General features: G+C 73.8%; 15 protein-coding genes. 5 read left to right on the top strand and 10 right to left on the bottom strand.

All coding sequences use genetic code 11. The features are described 5' to 3' along the window. Positions 1-25 precede the first annotated feature (25 nt). The 3 genes from J2S44_RS39080 to J2S44_RS39070 are packed head-to-tail and all read right to left on the bottom strand — an operon-like array spanning position 26 to position 1,428. Complete coding sequence (locus J2S44_RS39080; RefSeq protein WP_310425013.1) at positions 26-484, bottom strand: VOC family protein; 459 nt, start codon at positions 482-484, stop codon at positions 26-28. 1 nt (position 485) lies between these two features. Beyond that, positions 486-896, bottom strand: coding sequence for a nuclear transport factor 2 family protein (locus J2S44_RS39075; protein WP_310425011.1), 411 nt, complete (start codon positions 894-896; stop codon positions 486-488). A gap of 46 nt (positions 897-942) precedes the next feature. Beyond that, positions 943-1,428, bottom strand: coding sequence for a PPOX class F420-dependent oxidoreductase (locus J2S44_RS39070; protein ID WP_310425008.1), 486 nt, complete (start codon positions 1,426-1,428; stop codon positions 943-945). Between the two features lie 285 nt (positions 1,429-1,713). On the opposite strand from J2S44_RS39070, the gene J2S44_RS39065 reads away from it, so the two are divergent. After that, positions 1,714-2,151 carry a nuclear transport factor 2 family protein gene (locus J2S44_RS39065; RefSeq protein WP_310425006.1) on the top strand — a complete coding sequence of 146 codons (438 nt, stop codon included), beginning with the start codon at positions 1,714-1,716 and terminating at the stop codon, positions 2,149-2,151. Further along, positions 2,148-3,176: an ankyrin repeat domain-containing protein gene (locus J2S44_RS39060; protein WP_310425003.1), complete on the top strand. Its 1,029-nt coding sequence runs from the start codon at positions 2,148-2,150 to the stop codon at positions 3,174-3,176. Before J2S44_RS39065 ends, J2S44_RS39060 begins: the two co-directional genes overlap by 4 nt. A 56-nt stretch (positions 3,177-3,232) precedes the next feature. On the opposite strand, the gene J2S44_RS39055 is transcribed toward J2S44_RS39060, so the two are convergent. Together J2S44_RS39055 and J2S44_RS39050 are read right to left on the bottom strand one after the other, a co-directional pair. After that, positions 3,233-4,087 carry an SDR family NAD(P)-dependent oxidoreductase gene (locus J2S44_RS39055; protein ID WP_310425000.1) on the bottom strand — a complete coding sequence of 285 codons (855 nt, stop codon included), beginning with the start codon at positions 4,085-4,087 and terminating at the stop codon, positions 3,233-3,235. Between the two features lie 144 nt (positions 4,088-4,231). Continuing rightward, positions 4,232-5,377 (bottom strand): IS701 family transposase, encoded by a 1,146-nt coding sequence (locus tag J2S44_RS39050; RefSeq protein ID WP_445343965.1) that lies wholly within the window; start codon positions 5,375-5,377, stop codon positions 4,232-4,234. Positions 5,378-6,128: 751 nt separating this feature from the next. Between J2S44_RS39050 and J2S44_RS39045 the strand changes: the two genes are divergently transcribed. The 3 genes from J2S44_RS39045 (at position 6,129) to J2S44_RS39035 (ending at position 11,670) form a co-directional block, all read left to right on the top strand. Beyond that, positions 6,129-7,562, top strand: a complete 1,434-nt coding sequence (locus J2S44_RS39045) for a hypothetical protein (RefSeq protein ID WP_310424998.1) — start codon at positions 6,129-6,131, stop codon at positions 7,560-7,562. 126 nt (positions 7,563-7,688) lie between these two features. Beyond that, positions 7,689-8,543, top strand: a complete 855-nt coding sequence (locus J2S44_RS39040) for a helix-turn-helix transcriptional regulator (RefSeq protein WP_310424996.1) — start codon at positions 7,689-7,691, stop codon at positions 8,541-8,543. 91 nt (positions 8,544-8,634) lie between these two features. Continuing rightward, a complete protein-coding gene (locus J2S44_RS39035; RefSeq protein ID WP_310424993.1) occupies positions 8,635-11,670 on the top strand; it encodes a type I polyketide synthase in 3,036 nt (1,011 codons plus the stop codon). Here J2S44_RS39035 and J2S44_RS39030 read toward each other — a convergent pair. The 5 genes from J2S44_RS39030 to J2S44_RS39010 are packed head-to-tail and all read right to left on the bottom strand — an operon-like array spanning position 11,630 to position 16,029. Continuing rightward, positions 11,630-12,883 (bottom strand): PP2C family protein-serine/threonine phosphatase, encoded by a 1,254-nt coding sequence (locus J2S44_RS39030; RefSeq protein WP_310424991.1) that lies wholly within the window; start codon positions 12,881-12,883, stop codon positions 11,630-11,632. The genes J2S44_RS39035 and J2S44_RS39030 overlap by 41 nt on opposite strands. Continuing rightward, positions 12,880-13,311 (bottom strand): ATP-binding protein, encoded by a 432-nt coding sequence (locus tag J2S44_RS39025; protein ID WP_310424989.1) that lies wholly within the window; start codon positions 13,309-13,311, stop codon positions 12,880-12,882. The genes J2S44_RS39030 and J2S44_RS39025 overlap by 4 nt, the downstream gene beginning before the upstream one ends. Continuing rightward, positions 13,308-13,628 (bottom strand): STAS domain-containing protein, encoded by a 321-nt coding sequence (locus J2S44_RS39020; RefSeq protein WP_310424986.1) that lies wholly within the window; start codon positions 13,626-13,628, stop codon positions 13,308-13,310. The genes J2S44_RS39025 and J2S44_RS39020 overlap by 4 nt, the downstream gene beginning before the upstream one ends. After that, positions 13,625-15,697, bottom strand: coding sequence for a glycogen debranching protein (locus J2S44_RS39015; RefSeq protein ID WP_310424983.1), 2,073 nt, complete (start codon positions 15,695-15,697; stop codon positions 13,625-13,627). The genes J2S44_RS39020 and J2S44_RS39015 overlap by 4 nt, the downstream gene beginning before the upstream one ends. Beyond that, a complete protein-coding gene (locus J2S44_RS39010) occupies positions 15,694-16,029 on the bottom strand; it encodes an anti-sigma factor antagonist (RefSeq protein WP_310424980.1) in 336 nt (111 codons plus the stop codon). Before J2S44_RS39010 ends, J2S44_RS39015 begins: the two co-directional genes overlap by 4 nt.

Raw genomic sequence — 16,029 nt, 5'->3', positions numbered from 1 at the left:
CGATGCGGTCGATGGGTGCGGACGGTCAGCTGACCGGGATCGGGCCGCCGGGCCGGTACAGCTCCACGACCTCGCCGCTGGGGCCGCGGACGAACGCGTCCCGGACCGGCAGCCGCGGGTCGCCCTTGATGTGGACGCTGACCGGGTCGCCGCGCCAGTCGCCGTCGACGACCGGCTCCCCGCCGGCCGCCAGGCAGCGCGCGTACGCCGCGTCCACGTCGTCCACCGCGACCGCGATGTGGTGCACCGGGCCGGTGCCGGCGCCCGGGTCGCCGAGCAGGAACTCCAGGTAGCTGCCGCCGCCGAGCTCGACCAGCACGCCGCGGCCGCGGTAGACGACCTCACCCTCCGGGGTGGCGGTCTCGCGCCAGCCGTAGGTGCGGGTGAAGCCCAGCCCGTCGCGGTAGAAACGCAGCGAGCGGTCGATGTCCGGGGAGAGCAGGGCCACGTGCGCGAGCACGGGACGGCCGTCGGTCGCGCTCATCTCAGCCTCCGATGTTCACGCGCGTCGGGTCCAGGTACTCGGTGAGGTGCCGGATCCGGCCGTCGGCGTCGAACTCGAACACGCCGATCAGGTCGTTCTCGTACGTCTCGCCGTTGGTCAGCGGCGCGTGGGTGTGCCAGCGGACCAGCACCCGGTCCGGGTCGTGCAGCGGGTCGATCACCAGATCCCGGATGTTGATTTCCTTGAAGTTCGTGAACAGGCTCCGGTAGAGCTCGGTGAGGGTCCGCTTGCCGGTGATGGCGCGGGGCAGGCCGGCCGGGGCGTACGGGATGCTCTGCGAGGCGTCCTCGGCCCACAGCTCCAGCCAGGCGTCCAGGTTCATCTCCTGCTGCAGGCGGAACCAGGTGCGCATGGTCTCGGCGTTGCGCCGGCGCCGGTCGTCGTCGTGCATCGTGTCTCCTTCGGTGGGTGATGGGTGGCCGTGCGGGGCGGTGGTGTCAGCCGCGGGCCGCGTCCTCGGGCAGGCCGGGAGGTGCGCCGGTCCACGGGCCGACCCCGCCGACCCGCTCCACCCGCATGCGCATGACGTAGCCGCCGAGCGTGCTCAGCTCGTCCGGCGGGAACTCGGTGCCGGGCCCCATGTAGACCGAGGCCAGGCGGCGCAGCAGGGCGAACGCGCTCCCCTCCTCGACGGTCACCGTGCCGCGCAGGACGAGGTATTCGCGCAGGCCACTGGCGTGCATGCCGGTGCCCTCGACCGAGACCGCGCAACGCGGCTCCCGCCACAGGTTCTTGGTCTTGCGCCAGGCGTACATCGAGGCGAAGACAAGGTCGTCCCCGTCCAGCCCGACCCAGACGCCGGTCAGGTGCGGGCTGCCGTCCGGGTTGACGGTCGCCAGGTGGGCCAGCGGGCCGGACCGGATCAGGTCGCGGGCCGCCGCCGGCAGCGTGAGCGCCGGTGGCCGTTCCGTTTCTCCGCTCATGTGGTTCACATCCGATCCTCGGCGACGGCGATGCGCCGTCAATCGGCAACGGTCACCCGAGGCTAGGCACGCGGCGTCCATTTCCGGCCGGTGCCGGACCGAATTCCGGCGGACTCCGTGCAATGCGAATCCGGCACCGATCCGGCGCGCGTACTCCGTGCATTTGTCGTCGCGTCGCGGACGAATGGTTCGCACGATGGAACGAGCCGCGGCGCCGGCGGCCGGATTGTGCTTCCGGTCCCATTGGCCGGCCCTCGGAAGATGCGTTCTCCAGAAGGGAAGAGCATGACCACCGAGACTGAGACCGGCACCACGAGAAGCGTCGCGGAGGGGTGGTTCCGCGCGCTCACCACGGGCGACGTGCAGACCGCGCTGACCTACCTCGCCCCGGACGTCGAGTTCGTCAACTACACGCCCGTGCCCGGCTACAACGACGCGATGGCCTGGATCGGCACCCACCGCGGCCGGGAGGCCGTCCTGCGCAGCATCGAGGTCTTCGTCGGCCTCTGCGAGGTGCTGTCCGAGGAGGTGCTGGCCCTGGTCGTGGAGGGTGAGGAGGCGATCGGCGTGATCCACGAGCTGTCCCGGGTCCGGGCGACCGGGCGGGAGTTCGAGATCGAGTTCATCCAGCGGCTGACCGTCCGGGACGGTCTGATCGTGCGCTGGAAGTCCTACACCGACCCGTCGTCGATCCTGCGCGCGCTGGACGGGGGTGCCCGATGAGCGCCGAGCTCTACGCCGCCGTGGCCGCACGGGACACCGCGGCCGTCCGGGCCCGGCTCGAGGCCGGCGCCGATCCGTCGTACCGGGACCCGGCGAGCGGCCTGACCGCCCTGATGCTCGCCGCCGGCCAGGCCGACCCGGCCACCGTCGACGTGCTGCTCGCGGCGGGCGCCGACGTGTTCACCGCGGACAGCCGGGCCGGCGCGACCGCGCTGCACAAGGCGTGCCAGGGCGGCAGCGTCGCCGTGGTCCGGTCGCTGGTGGAGGCGGGCGCGTTCATCGACGCGGTGGCGCCGACCACCGGGCACACCCCGTTGATGGACGCGCTCTGGTACAAGTTCCCGGACGTCGCGAGGTACCTGCTGGACCGCGGGGTGGGCCTGAACCTCTCCACCCACTACGGGTTCACCCTGCAGGAACACTTCGCCTACGAGCTGAACGTCAACACGATCGGCAAGGAGTTGCTCCTGGAGGCCGAGCAGCACCTGAAGGCGCGGCTGGCCGAGGACGAGCGGCGCGCCGGCGCACACCGGCTGATGGCGGCGGTGACCGCCGGCGACCTGGCCGGGGTGCGGGCGCTGCTGGCCGAGGGCGTCGACGTCGACGAGCGGTTCCCGATCGTGAACGGCTTCAACGACGGGCACACCGCGCTGCTGGTCGCGGCCCGGGACGGGCACACCGAGATCGCGGCGGAACTGCTGGACGCGGGCGCGGACGTGAACGCGACCGAGCCGACGTTCGGCGCCGTCCCGCTGCACAAGGCGGTCTACAACGGACACGCCCGGCTGACCGAGCTGATCGCCGGCCGGCCCGGGGTCGACCTGAACTTCCAGGGCTCGACCAACGGCTACACGCCGCTGCACGACGCGATCTGGCACGGGTACGAGGAGTGCAGCCGGATCCTGATCGAGGCCGGTGCCCGCACCGATCTGCGTGGGCACGACGGAAAGACCCCGCACGACCTGGCCGTCGAGGTCTTCGGGGCCGGCCACGCGCTGACCGGGCGGGTGGGCGCCGCCGCGTGAGCCGGGCCTTCGCCGCGGGACCGGATCACCGGCCCGCGGCGGAGGCGTGCGCGCGGTCAGGCCAGGTTCGTCGACCGGCCGACCTTCTCCCACTCCAGCAGCTCCGCCCGGACGTCGTCGAGGTGGGTGAGCAGCGCGTCGAGGGCGTCGTCGCCGAGCGGCAGCCGCAGCGGCGGGCGGGGCGCGGCGAGCGCCTCCCGGATCGCGGCGACGGCCTTGCGCGGGTCGCCGGGCTGCCGGCCGTCGAGCGCCAGCAGGCCGGTCCGGGTGGCGCCGGCGGTCGCCTCGTACTCCGGCATCGGGCGGGACACCACCACCCCCGGACCGCAGAACGCGGTGCGGAACGCGCCCGGCTCCACGATCAGCACGGTGATCCCGAGTGGCGCCACCTCGGCGGCGAGCGCCTCGCTGAACCCCTCCAGGGCGCACTTGCCGGCCGAGTAGGCGGAGAAGCCCGCGTAGGACAGCTGGCCGCCGAAGCTGCTCATCTGCACGATGGCACCGGACCCGCGCCCGCGCATCCCCGGCAGCACCGCCCGGACCAGTGCGGCGGGGCCGAAGAAGTGCACGTCCATCAGGTCGCGCAGCTCCCGGTCGGTGGTCTCCTCGACCGCGCCGACCTGGCCGTGGCCGGCGTTGTTGACCAGCACGTCGATCCGGCCGAACCGGTCCACGGCGGCCCGTGCCACCGCCTCGGCGCGGTCGATGTCGGCGAGGTCCAGCTCGGTCACCAGCAGCCGGTCCGGGTGCCGGGCGGCGAGGTCGTCGAGCAGGTACGGGCGGCGGGCGGTGGCCACCACGGCGTGCCCGTCGGCCAGCAGCTCCTCGGCGAAGGTCCGGCCGAACCCGGACGTGGCGCCGGTGACCAGCCAGACCTGCGGGTCGCCGGTGGCGGCGGGTACGTGTGTCATGCGGCTCCTGCTCCTCGGCGACCATGTCCGGCACAGCGTCCAAAGCATCCCAAAAATGATGAAAAGGACGATATATGGCGCCGGGGAGCGGGTGCGAACCGTACCGCCGGCCACCCCCGTGGGAGTGACCGGCGGTTCGTCCGATCAGGCCAGCGACCGGTGCAGGTGCCAGGGCTCGTACCGCTGGCGCAGTCGAGCGCCGAGCACGTACGCGTGGGCCAGGGAGACCAGGGTGACGTGATGCTGCCAGCCGCGGAACGACCGGCCCTCGAAGTGGTTGAGGCCGAACTCGTCGTACAGCCGGGTCATCTCCTGCCGGGTCTGGTGCCGCGCCCGGGCCAGGGAGATCAGCCGGTCCGGGCGGGCCGTGGTCAGGTTGGTCAGCCAGGCGCCGGACGGGCGCGGCCGGCCGGCCAGCCACTCGGTGAGCAGCGCGCGGGAGCGGCCCCGGGCGGCGCCGGCCCGGTGCGGGAGCTGCTGGAGGAAGAAGCGCGAGGCCGCACCGCCGGGCGCGGTGTCCCGCCAGATCAGCGACGTGCCGGCCCGGCCGGTCGTGCGCACCGGCTCCTCGGCGAGCACCGGGCCGCCCGGCGCGACCGAGACCACATAGGGCAGATCCCGTTCCTCCAGGCCGGCGACCAGGCGATCCACGGAGGACTCGTGCCGGGCGTCGACCACCACCGGCAGCGGTTCGGCGCCCCAGCCGCCCAGCATCTCGTCGATCATGTCGAGCAGGTGCCGCCAGCGTGGCCGGTGCACCTCCTCCGGTGGCAGGTGGGTGCGCGCCCGGCGCGTCTCGTCGTGGTCCCAGGTGGCCGGCAGCAGCAGCCGCCAGTTCACCGGTACGGCGCCCACCTCACCGGCGAGGAAGAAGCCGAGGCCGAGCTGGCAGTTCAGCGTGCGGCCCAGTGACGGCGCGTACTGCCGGGCGACGCCGACCGAGCTGGCACCGTTCTTCGGGGTCACCACCTCCTCCACCACCCAGGCGCTCGGCCGGCCCAGCAGGGAGGCCGCGTAACCGGCGAGATTGCGGCGCACCGGCACCCAGTCCCAGGGGCTCTGGTTGACGAACTGCTGTATTCCCTGGTCCGCTCCACCGCCCGCGATCTCCTCCGAGATCCGTCGTATGGATTTGCGCCCGCAAAGCGATACGAGCCCGCGGAGATAGATTTCTCCCCATCTACGCTGATCCGACCGGGGAAGGTCCATGAGGATTTCGTTGCAGAAATCGGTGAGGCTCTCGTAACCACGTACCGGGTCGGTCCGCCCGGTCCGGAGCGTCAGATTCATTGTTCCCCCATGATGGTATGCGAGCAGCCGCGAGCGACTGCCTTCCGGCCGATTTTTCCGATTGGTTCTCCGCCACTTTCCGAATGACCCCGGCCGCCGGTCCGGTGGCGTGTCAGAACCGTGTGAGATCGATACCTCGGAGTGAGAGCCGGGCCCGCGCGGTACCGCGCTTTCGGTCCGTGGCGCCGCTGCCACCGGACCCCGACCTGCCGGGAACGAGCCTCTCCAAGATCGAGAACGCCTAGCCGGACACGGTTCGTCCGGCCTGCTCCGCCACCCCTCCTGGCCACCGGGCGCGAAAGCCCATAGATCTCTCCTTACAACCATGAGACGGGTGAATCGGATAGGCCATACCACAAATCCGAACCCCGGCCAGTCGTTCCGACGACACTGTCGGCCGGTCGTTTGTTGCCCGCCTGTTAAACGTGGGTAACCGGTTGCCAGCCGGCCCAGCGGGGCACCCGCCCTACATCTGTAAAGCCTCCGGAAAACGACGCCCCCCGCCGCCTCGGTGCATTGCCGGAGCGCGTCATTACCTCGTTGCGCCGGACGTAGCATGTTCCAGCGCCAGCAGTTCATACAGGCCGTAGTTGTCTAAGTATTGGCAGTACCAGGCTGCGACTTCCGGGGCCGTCGAAACGGCCTGGCAAAAAGCGCCGCACTCTGTTAATTGCCGGGCCTTGGGCTCCCGGGCGATCACTATCGTGGGCCTGGGCCGACGGGCCCGGTGGTCACGGAGGTGGAGAAGGACATGGTGCACTTCACGGGGAGAGCGGCACAGCTGGCGGAGATCGAGGAGGTCCTGCGGCGACCACGGCCGGAGCCGGTGATCGTCACCGGCCGGCCGGGTATCGGGCGGTCGGCGCTGCTGCGCGAGGTCGCCTGGTTGGCCGCGCCGCGCCTGGGCGAGGTCCTCGTCGTCGACCCGGACGCCCGGCGGTCCGACCCGGACGCCCGGCGGTCCGGTCCGGACGCCCGCAGGTCCGGCCCGGCCGGCCGGGGCGGTCCGCGGGTGGTCACGACGGCCGCCGAGATCCGGGCCGCGGCCCGCTCGACACCCCGGCCGATCTTCATCGTCGACGACGCGCACGAGGCGCCCCACCCGATGCTGCTGGAGCTGCGCGACGCGCACCGCCGGACCGGTGCGGCGCTGGTGATCAGCCGGCCGGACACGGTCTCCTCCCGGGCGCCCGACCCGGTCGACTGCCTGCTCTACGAGCCGGGCCTGCGGATCGTGCCGCTGCCGCCGCTCACCTGCGCGGACGTCGGCGAGATCGTCCGCGACCGGCTCGGCGCGCCGGCGCCGGACGGCACCGTGGCCGCGCTGCACGCCGCCGCGGACGGCGTGCCAGGCCTGCTCCGCGACCTCATCGCAGGCCCGGCCTTCGCCCGCGGCGCGCTGATCGCCGACGGCCGCTGGTGGCTCGGCGCCGACCCGGCCGACCCGCTGCCGCTGCCGGCCCGGGCCCGCGAGCATCTGCTCACCGCCCTGCGTACCGCCTGGCGCACGCTGGACCTGCAACGGCTGCCCGACCTCGCGCTGCTCGCCCTGCGGGCCGGCGCCCGTGCCGAGGCGGCGCCCATGTGGGCCCTCGTCTGCCTGCTGCGCGGGCAGTCCGAGCGGGGTCTGCGGCTGCTCGACGAGCTTCGCGGCGAGGTGGGCGACGGGCCCGGCGCCGACCGGATCGACGTCGCCCGCGCCCTGCTGACGGCGATCGGCACCGGCCGGGTGCACGAGGCCGGCGACCTGCTGCGCGCGGCCGCCCGGGCCCGGCCGGCCGTGGCCCCCCGGATGCACGCGCTCGCCGCGCTGCTCGGCACGGTGCTGAACGCTCCGCACGACGAGCCGGCCACCGGCACGGCGTACGACCCGCAGGCGGAGGTCTTCGCCCGGTCGGCCGCGGCCGTCGCGCACCTCGGCGGCGCCCGGCCCCGGCAGGCGATCCCGCACCTGCGCCGGGCGATCATCGGCGCCGAGGCGCTGCGCGACGAGCTGCCGTGGCTGCTGCCCTATCTCACCGGGGCGCTGATCGACGCGCTGCTGCTGGCCGGCCGGCTGAGCGAGGCGACGGAGAAGGCCGCGGAGTTCCACGCCGAGCGGCAGGGTTCCGGGTGGGACGTCGCCGTCTCGCTGTCCGCGCTGATCTCCCAGGCCATGGCCGTGCGCGACCGGGAACCGGCCTGAAACGCACCCGCCCGGCCCCCCACCGCCGGTGAACAACTTGTAGCGTCACAGCAACATACTGATCGTGTCGGCGTCGACGACGATGCCCGTCGGGCGGCCTGAGCCGGACGGAAGGGGTCCAACCCGGTGGCGATTCGCAACAGGAGTGACCTTGCCAAGTTCCTACGCAGCCGCCGGGAGCGGATCACACCGGAGCAGGTCGGTCTGCCGGCCGGATCCCGCCGGCGGACGCCGGGACTGCGCCGTGAGGAGATCGCCGTCCTCGCCGGGCTGAGCCCCACCTGGTACACGTACCTCGAGCAGGGCCGGGACATCCGGCCCTCGCCCGACGTCCTGGAGAGTCTCGCCCGGGTGCTGCAGCTGACCGAGGACGAGCGGCGGTACATGTACCTGCTGACCAACGGCCAGACGCCGCCGATCCAGCCGAACGGCCCGGACCCGTCCGGTACGCCGATGATGCGCCGGCTGATCGGGCTGCTCGGCGACGTCGACTACCCGGTCTACGGCGGCAACCTCTACGGCGACGTGATCGCCTGGAACCAGGCCACGGTCCGCTGGTACACCGACTTCGGCCGGCTGCCGGCCGAGCGCCGCAACATGCTCTGGTGGCTGCTGACCGCCGACGAGGCCCGGCGCCGGATCGTCGACTGGACGGACGACGTGCGCGACGTGATCGCCCGGCTCCGCATCGCCTCCGCCGCCCGCCCGTGGGACCAGCGCTTCTCCGACCGCATCAGCATGCTGCACCGGGCCAGTCCGGAGTTCCGCGGCTGGTGGAACGACCACGACGTGCGCGGTCAGCACACCCGGCCGCGCCGGTTCCGGCTGCCGGACGGCACCGAGGAGACCCTTCAGCTGGTCGTGATGCGGATGACCGACGGCTTCAACTCGATGGTCGTGCACGTGCCGCCGGGCCGGGAGGCGAGCACGATCACCGAGGCGCTCGCCGACGCCCCGGTCGAGCCGGGCGCACTGCGTTAAGTCGACATTGACCCTCGACAAACACGGCCGGAAAAGTGGCGATGTTTCCGTCGCCCGGGCCGGCGGCGGCCGTAAATCGGGGGTAATCACCATGCATGAACGCGGCACCGAAGCACGCCACGAACCGGTGGCCATCGTCGGGATCGGGTGCCGGCTGCCCGGCGCGGACAGCGCCGAGGACTACTGGCGGCTGCTGGAGACGGAACGCGACGAGGTCCGCGGCATCCCGCCGCACCGCGTCGACGTCAGCGGCGTCCCGGACGGGATCCCGACCGGCATCGGCGGCTTCCTGACCGACATCGACCTCTTCGACGCGGGCTTCTTCGGGTTGACCCCGCGCGAGGCGATCCGGCTCGATCCGCAGCAGCGGCTGATGCTCGTCACCGTCTGGGAGGCGCTCGAGGACGCCGGCCTGCCGGCCGCGTCGCTGCGCGGCAGCCGGACCTCGGTCTACTCGGCGTGTCTGTCCTCCGACTACTGGGACATCGTGCGGGGGGCGGGCATGTACGACATGCACGCGGCACTCAGCAACAGCGCCTGGGGCATCCCGGCCGGGCGCATCTCGCACCTGCTCGACCTGCGCGGGCCGAGCATGGGCATCGACGCCACCTGCGCCTCGTCGCTGCTGGCGGTGCACCTGGCGTGCCGGGACCTGTGGTCCGGCGAGGCCGACGCGGCGCTGGTCACCGGCGCGAACCTGATCATCGGCACGGACTTCTACCGGGTGCTCGGCGACGCGGAGATCCTCTCGCCCGGCGGTCGGCACCGGTTCGGCGACGCCCGCAGCGACGGCTACATCCGCAGCGAGGGTGCGGTCAGCATCGTGCTCAAGAGCCTGTCCGCCGCGCGCCGCGACGGCGACCGGGTCTACGCCACCATCGCCGGCACCGGGGTCAGCAACAACGGCCGCGGCGGCGCCAGCCTGGCCGCACCGCGCGCCGACGGACAGGCCGAGACCCTGCGGCGGGCCTACCGGGACGCCGGCATCGCACCCTCCGATGTGGACTACGTCGAGGCGCACGGCGCCGGGACGCCGCAGGGCGACCTGACCGAGCTGACCGCGCTGCGGGACGTGGTGGGCAGCGACCGGCCCGCCGGACAGCCGTGCCTGATCGGCTCGGTCAAGTCGAACATCGGCCACGCCGAGGCCGCCGCCGGGCTCGCCGGACTGGTCAAGGCGGCGCTCGCGCTGCGGCACCGAACCGTGCCCGCCACGCTGCACGCCGATCAGCCGCACCCGGTCCTCGCCGAGGCTCCCGGCCTGCTGCTGAACACCCGCGGGCGGCCGTGGCCCCGCCCGGACCGGCCCGGCGTGGCGGGCGTCAGCTCGTTCGGCCTGTCCGCCACGAACGTCCACGTGGTGCTGGTCGAGGCGCCGCAGACCCGCGAGCCGGCCGTGCCGGGTCCCGCGCCCACGGTGCTCGCGCTGCCGGTCTCCGCCCGCGACCCGCGCGCGCTCGACACGCTGGCCGCCGCGTACGCGGACACGCTCGACGCCGCCCCGGCCTCGGCGCTGGGCGACCTGGTGCACACCGCGGCGGTTCGGCGCGACCACCACCCGTACCGGCTGGCCGCGGTCGGCGCCGACCCGGCCGAGCTGGCCCGGGACCTGCGCCGGCAGCTGGGCGGGCGGCACACCCCGCTCCCGGAAGCCGCACCGGCCCGGACCGTCTTCGTCTTCCCCGGCCAGGGTGCGCAGTGGACCGGCATGGCCCGCCAGCTGCTGGCCACCGACGCCGGCTTCCGCGCCCGGCTGCGCGAGTGCGACGCCGCGGTACGGGCCGAGACCGGCTGGTCGGTGATCGAGCGGCTCGCCGACGACGCACCGCTGGACCGGGACGACGAGATCCAGCCGGTGCTGTGGGCGGTGCAGGTCGGCCTCGCCGAGGCGTGGCGCCGCCGGGGCGTCGTACCGGATCTGGTGATCGGGCACAGCATGGGTGAGATCGCCGCGGCCTGCGTGGCCGGGTCGCTGAGCCTGGCCGACGCCGCCGCGGTGGTCTGCCGGCGCAGCGCGGTGCTGGCCGGCCGCGACGGCGCCGGTGCGATGGCCGCCGTCGCGCTCGGCGAGGAGGAGGCCGCCGCCGCGGTCGCCGGCCAGGACGGGCGGGTGTCGGTCGGCGTGATCAACAGTGCCCGCTCGGTGGTGCTGTCCGGTACGGAGGAGGCGCTGGAACGGGCGCTGGCGCCGCTGCGGGCGGCCGGGGTGCACTGCCGGCGCGTGCCGGTCCGCTACGCCTCGCACTGCGCGCTCGTCGAACCGCTGCGCGAGCGGATCTGCGCCGCCCTGGACGGCATCCGCCCGGTCGGGACCGCCGTGCCGATGTACTCGACCGCGCTCGGCCGGATCGTCGACGGCCGGGAGCTCGGCGCCGAGTACTGGATGACCGGCCTGCGGGAACCGGTGCGATTCCACGCCGCCCTGCGCGCCGTGCTCACCGAGGACCGGCCGGCGGTCGTCGTCGAGATCGCGCCGCAGCCGATCCTGCGGTCCGCCATCGAGGACGTCATCGAGGAGACCGGGGCCTCCGCCGTCACCGTCGCCTCGATGAGCCGGGACGAGCCGCAGCCGGTCACGCTGGCCCGTGGGCTCGCCGCCGTCTTCCGGCACGGCGGCCGGGTGGACTGGGCCACCGCCGCTCCCGGGCGGCTGACCCGCCTGCCCGGCTACCCGTGGCAGTCCCGCCGGTACTGGGCCGAGCCGGCACGCCCGGGCCCGGAACCGGCCGGTGCCCCGTTCCCGCCGGTGCCCCACGTGGTCACCGACGCGGTCGCGGCGCTGGGCGGCATCTCCGCCTCGGTCACCGACCGGCTGCGGCGCGCGCTGACCGCGCTCACCACCCCGGCCACGACACATCTGCCGGTCCCGTCGCCGGTCCGGCCGATCGTCACCGAGGAGACGGTGGCGGCCGCGCTCGCCGGGCTGCTGCACGTCGACCCCGCCCAGCTCGACCGGGACGCGTCGCTGACCGACCTGGGCGTCGACTCGCTCGGCGCCACCCGGCTGCGCGCCGCCCTGGACTGGGGCGACCGGCCGAGGCCGACGGTGGGGCAGCTGGTACGCGGCACGGTGCGCGACATCGCCGCTATGGCCGGGACTCCGGCAGCCGCAGGGCGAGCATGGTGATGTCGTCCGCCTGCGCCGCACCGTCGGCGTGCGCGGCGACCTCGTGGTCCACCGTGGACAACAGGGCGTCCGCCGAGGCGACCGGCGCCTCGACGATCCGCCGGAGCCGGTCGGTGCCGAACAGCCGGCCGCCCGGCGACCGGGCCTCCACCACGCCGTCGGTGTAGGCGAACAGCGTGTCGCCCGGGTCGAGCCGCAGCATCCGGACCGAGTACGCCGCATCGGTGACCATGCCGAGCGCCGGGCCGCTGGCGGGCAGCGACTCCAGCCGGCCGGAGGCCCGGCGCAGCAGCGGCGGGTTGTGCCCGCCGTTGACGTACAGCAGGGCGCCGGTGACCGGGTCCAGCACGCCGAAGAAGAGCGTGACGAAGTACCCCTCCCGCAGATGGTTGCGGGTGAGGTACCGGTTGGTGGCGGTGACGGCCTGCAGCAGCGGCCCGGCGCCGAGCGACACACCCGTCGCCGGTGGCCGGGCCGTACGGTCCGGCCACCGGCCGCCGGTCAGCCCGCCGGCCGGCTCCCACGCCCCGGCGTGCTCGGCGGTGTGCCGCAGCAGCGTCCGGATCAGCGCCATGAACAGCGCCGCGCTCAGCCCCTTGTCGCACACGTCGGCGACGACGAACCCGAGCCGCAGCCCGTGCAGCAGGTCGAAACAGTCGTAGAAGTCCCCGGCCACCTCGCCGGCCGGCCGGTACCGCACCGCCGCGTCCCACCCGTCCGGCACCGGCATCGGCACCGGCAGCAGGCTCGTCTGCAACTGGCGGGCGCTGACCAGGTCGCGTTCGTAGGCGAGCAGTGTCGCCTCGGTCGCCATCGCCTCCACCACCCGGGCCAGGTCGTGCCGTTCCTTGGCGGACGACACCCGGCTGCGCAGCAGGCCGGGCAGGTAGGGCGGCGCGACGTAGTCGAAACCGCCGCGTGCGCACGCCTCCAGCGCCGCCGGGTCACCGTCCGCGAACACCAGCACCGGCGGGCGGACCCCGCGGGCGGTGAGCCGGCGGCTCAGGGTGGCCACCCGTTGCAGGCCCAGCGCGGCCGAGATCAGCACGACGGCGTGGCCGTGCAGCAGGGCCGGCCGCGCGCTCAGCTCCGCCGGGGCTGCGTGCCGGACCTGCAGTCCGAGGCCGGCGAGCCCGGCCCGCAGCTCGGCGGGCGGTACGGACTCCGCGACGACCAGCGCGCTCCGGCCGCTGACCGGCGACTCCGGGGTCATCCCCGACCGACTCCCCGGCGCCGCCGGACACACAGCGTGGTCCGGTTCCGCCCGTCCGCGTACTCCCAGGTCAGCGCGTCCACACTGCGCCGGGCCAGCAGCAGGCCGCAGCCGCCGAGCCGGCCGGTCAGCGCGCCGGTGCCGGCGTAGGGCGGTTCGCCCAGCGGGTGCGCCGAGGGGTCGAACGGCGGCGCGCAGTCCTCGATCCGCAACCACGCCGCGTCCGCCCGGAGCCCGCCGCTGACCTCGATCAGACCGTCCCGGCCTCGGTAGCCGTGCTCCCGCGCGTTGGTGACCAGCTCGTCCGCGGCCAGCCGGAGCCGGTATCCCTGGGCGGTGCTCAGTCCGGCGTCGGTGGCGAGCCGGGTGACCAGGACGGGCAGGGCGCCGGGCGGACCGCCGTTCAGCCGGAGCCGGTAGCCGCTCACGTGGCGGCCCGGTCGACGAGCGTGACGCTGTGGTCGAAGCCGGTCAGCCGGATCGTCTCGGCCACCTCCGCCGACGCGTTGGTGATCACGATCCGCACCGACCGGCCGAGCTGCTGGTGGGCGTAGACCAGACAGCGCAGCCCGGCCGAGGAGAGGTAGGTGAGCCGCTCCACGTCCAGCACGAGCCGGGTCACCGGCGTGGCGCTGATCCGCCGGATCGTCTCGTACAGCGAGGGCGCCGAGCGGCTGTCCGCCTCGCCCTCCAGCACCACTGTGGCCAGCCCTTCCGTGACGGTCGTGTCGATCCTCAGGGTCATCTCGAGTCCTCCTCATCAGCGGGTACGGCGGTGAGCACCACCACCGACCGGGGTCCGACCGGCAGCCGGGCCGGGTCGGCGACGGCACGCTCCCAGCCGGGCGGCACCGACGGCTCGGCGTCGTACGTGTCGGCGAAGCGCGCCCAGCGCAGCCCGGCGGGCAGGTCCGGCAGGTGCACCTCGACCGGCTCCCAGTGCGTGTTGGCGGCCAGGTAGACGATGTCCTGCCCGTATCCGGGCGTCGGTGCGCCGCGGAGCATGACGGCCAGCAGGCGGGCCGCGGGTGACCAGTCCGGCCGGCCGGGCCGCGTACCGTGCCAGCTCACGTCGACGGGTCCGTCCCCGTCGTCGCCGACGTGCGTGGCGACGTGCAGCACCGGGTGGGCGCGGCGGAACGCGATCGCGTCCCGGGTGAAGCGCAGCAGGCCGGCGTCGCGCGCGGCCGGGCCCCAGTCCAGCCAGGTGAGCTCGCCGTCGTGGCAGTACGCGTTGTTGTTGCCCAGCTGGGTGCGGCCGAGTTCGTCGCCGGCCTGCAGCATCGGCACGCCGTGGCTGCACAGCAACAGCAGCAGGGCGTTGCGGGTCTGCCGATCGCGCAGCGCCAGCACCTGCGGGTCGTCCGTCGGGCCCTCGGCGCCGCAGTTCCAGGAGAGGTTGTGGTCGTCGCCGTCCCGGTTGCCCTCGCCGTTGGCGTCGTTGTGCTTCTCGTCGTAGGAGACCAGGTCGCGCAGCGTGAAGCCGTCGTGCGCGGTGACGAAGTTGATCGACGAGGCGGGGCCGCGGCCGCCGTACAGGTCGGGCGAGCCGACCAGCCGGGTGGCGAGGTCACCGACCCGGCCGGGGTCGCCGCGCAGGAAGCCGCGCAGCGCGTCGCGGTACCGGCCGTTCCACTCCGCCCAGCGGCCGTAGTCCGGGAAGCTGCCCACCTGGTAGAGGCCGGCCGCGTCCCACGCCTCGGCGATCAGCGTGACGTCGCGCAGCACCGGGTCCGCGGCGATCGCCTCCAGCAGCGGCGGGTTGGCCAGCGGGGTGCCGTCCGGGCCGCGACCGAGCGCCGAGGCCAGGTCGAACCGGAATCCGTCGACGTGGAACTCGGTCACCCAGTACCGCAGGCAGTCGAGCAGGAACGCGCGGGCCACCGGGTCGTTGGCGTTGAACGTGTTGCCGGTGCCGCTGTAGTTCCGGTACCCGCCGTCCTCGGTCAGCATGTAGTAGGCCGCGTTGTCCAGGCCGCGGAACGAGATGGTCGGTCCGCGCTCGTCGCCCTCGGCGGTGTGGTTGAGCACCACGTCGAGCAGCAGCTCCATCCCCTCCGCGTGCAGTCGCCGGACCAGCCGGCGCAGGTCGTCCGGGGTGCCGTAGGCGGCCTTGGGCGCGAAGAAGCCGACCGTGTTGTAGCCCCAGTAGTTGTAGAGCCGGTGCGCCGACGCCGGGTCGTGGCGCGGGTTGTCGCACTCGTCGAACTCGAGCACCGGCATCAGCTCGACGCAGTTGACCCCGAGGTCGCGCAGGTACGGCACCTTCTCGGCCAGTCCGGCGAAGGTGCCGGGCGCGGCCACCCGGGAGGACGGGTGCCGGGTGAAGCCGCGCACGTGCGCCTCGTAGACGATCAGCTCGTGCTTCGGGATCCGGGGCGGGGCGTCGTCGCCCCAGTCGAACCCGGAGCGGACCACCCCGGCCCGGTACGGGTACGGGTCCGCCGGGTCCACCGGCCGCCCCCACTCCGCCCGGCCCGGGAAGGCCCGCGCGTACGGGTCGGCCAGCACCCGGTCGGTCCCGTCGTCGCCCTCGCCCCGGACCAGGTAGCCGTACTCGAGCCCGTCCGCCGACAGTCCGACGACCGTCATGCTGTAGACCGCGCCCCGCCGGAAGTGCGGCGGGAACGGCAGCGTGGCGATCGGCTCCCGGACCCCGGTCCGGAACAGGACCAGGGCCATCGCGCCGGCGCTGTGCGAGTGCACGGAGAACGTGATGCCGTCCGCGACCTCGGTGGCGCCGAACGGCAGTGGTGCGCCGGGCCGGACCTCGTAGGGCCCGATGCGTTCTCCGACGGGCAGCGTCGTGGTCATCGGCCGAACGCCTCCAGCCCGTCCTGGACCGATTCGGCGACGTGCACCGAGTCGAGGAATCCGGTGGCGGACATGACCGCGTGCACGTCCGGCGGGACCGCCGCGAGGGCGAGCCGCTGCCGGCGCAGCCGGGCCTGCCGGTAGACCAGGAGCAGGATGCGCAGCCCGGCGCTGGACACGTACGTCATGTGGCCCAGGTCGAGCAGCAGGTCGCCCCGCTCCGGCAGGTCGGCCTGGATGTCGGTGTAGACCTCGGCGGCCGTCATGCCGTCCAGCTCACCGATGAGCGACAGGATGGTGACGTCCCGCTGGACGGATTTCTCGACGCGCAT

The sequence above is a fragment of the Catenuloplanes niger genome (assembly GCF_031458255.1).
Classification (GTDB): Bacteria; Actinomycetota; Actinomycetes; order Mycobacteriales; family Micromonosporaceae; genus Catenuloplanes; species Catenuloplanes niger.
The sequence above is the reverse complement of the archived record's forward strand: the minus strand, read 5'-3'. Positions and strand labels throughout refer to the sequence as shown.

What these genes read in the sequence shown, in the direction of transcription:
- J2S44_RS39080 (WP_310425013.1), bottom strand. Translation starts at nt 484, where the DNA reads ATGAGCGCGACCGACGGCCGTCCCGTGCTCGCGCACGTGGCCCTGCTC.
- J2S44_RS39075 (WP_310425011.1), bottom strand. Translation starts at nt 896, where the DNA reads ATGCACGACGACGACCGGCGCCGGCGCAACGCCGAGACCATGCGCACC.
- J2S44_RS39070 (WP_310425008.1), bottom strand. Translation starts at nt 1,428, where the DNA reads ATGAGCGGAGAAACGGAACGGCCACCGGCGCTCACGCTGCCGGCGGCG.
- J2S44_RS39065 (WP_310425006.1), top strand. Translation starts at nt 1,714, where the DNA reads ATGACCACCGAGACTGAGACCGGCACCACGAGAAGCGTCGCGGAGGGG.
- J2S44_RS39060 (WP_310425003.1), top strand. Translation starts at nt 2,148, where the DNA reads ATGAGCGCCGAGCTCTACGCCGCCGTGGCCGCACGGGACACCGCGGCC.
- J2S44_RS39055 (WP_310425000.1), bottom strand. Translation starts at nt 4,087, where the DNA reads ATGACACACGTACCCGCCGCCACCGGCGACCCGCAGGTCTGGCTGGTC.
- J2S44_RS39050 (WP_445343965.1), bottom strand. Translation starts at nt 5,377, where the DNA reads ATGAATCTGACGCTCCGGACCGGGCGGACCGACCCGGTACGTGGTTAC.
- J2S44_RS39045 (WP_310424998.1), top strand. Translation starts at nt 6,129, where the DNA reads ATGGTGCACTTCACGGGGAGAGCGGCACAGCTGGCGGAGATCGAGGAG.
- J2S44_RS39035 (WP_310424993.1), top strand. Translation starts at nt 8,635, where the DNA reads ATGCATGAACGCGGCACCGAAGCACGCCACGAACCGGTGGCCATCGTC.
- J2S44_RS39030 (WP_310424991.1), bottom strand. Translation starts at nt 12,883, where the DNA reads ATGACCCCGGAGTCGCCGGTCAGCGGCCGGAGCGCGCTGGTCGTCGCG.
- J2S44_RS39020 (WP_310424986.1), bottom strand. Translation starts at nt 13,628, where the DNA reads ATGACCCTGAGGATCGACACGACCGTCACGGAAGGGCTGGCCACAGTG.
- J2S44_RS39015 (WP_310424983.1), bottom strand. Translation starts at nt 15,697, where the DNA reads ATGACCACGACGCTGCCCGTCGGAGAACGCATCGGGCCCTACGAGGTC.
- J2S44_RS39010 (WP_310424980.1), bottom strand. Translation starts at nt 16,029, where the DNA reads ATGCGCGTCGAGAAATCCGTCCAGCGGGACGTCACCATCCTGTCGCTC.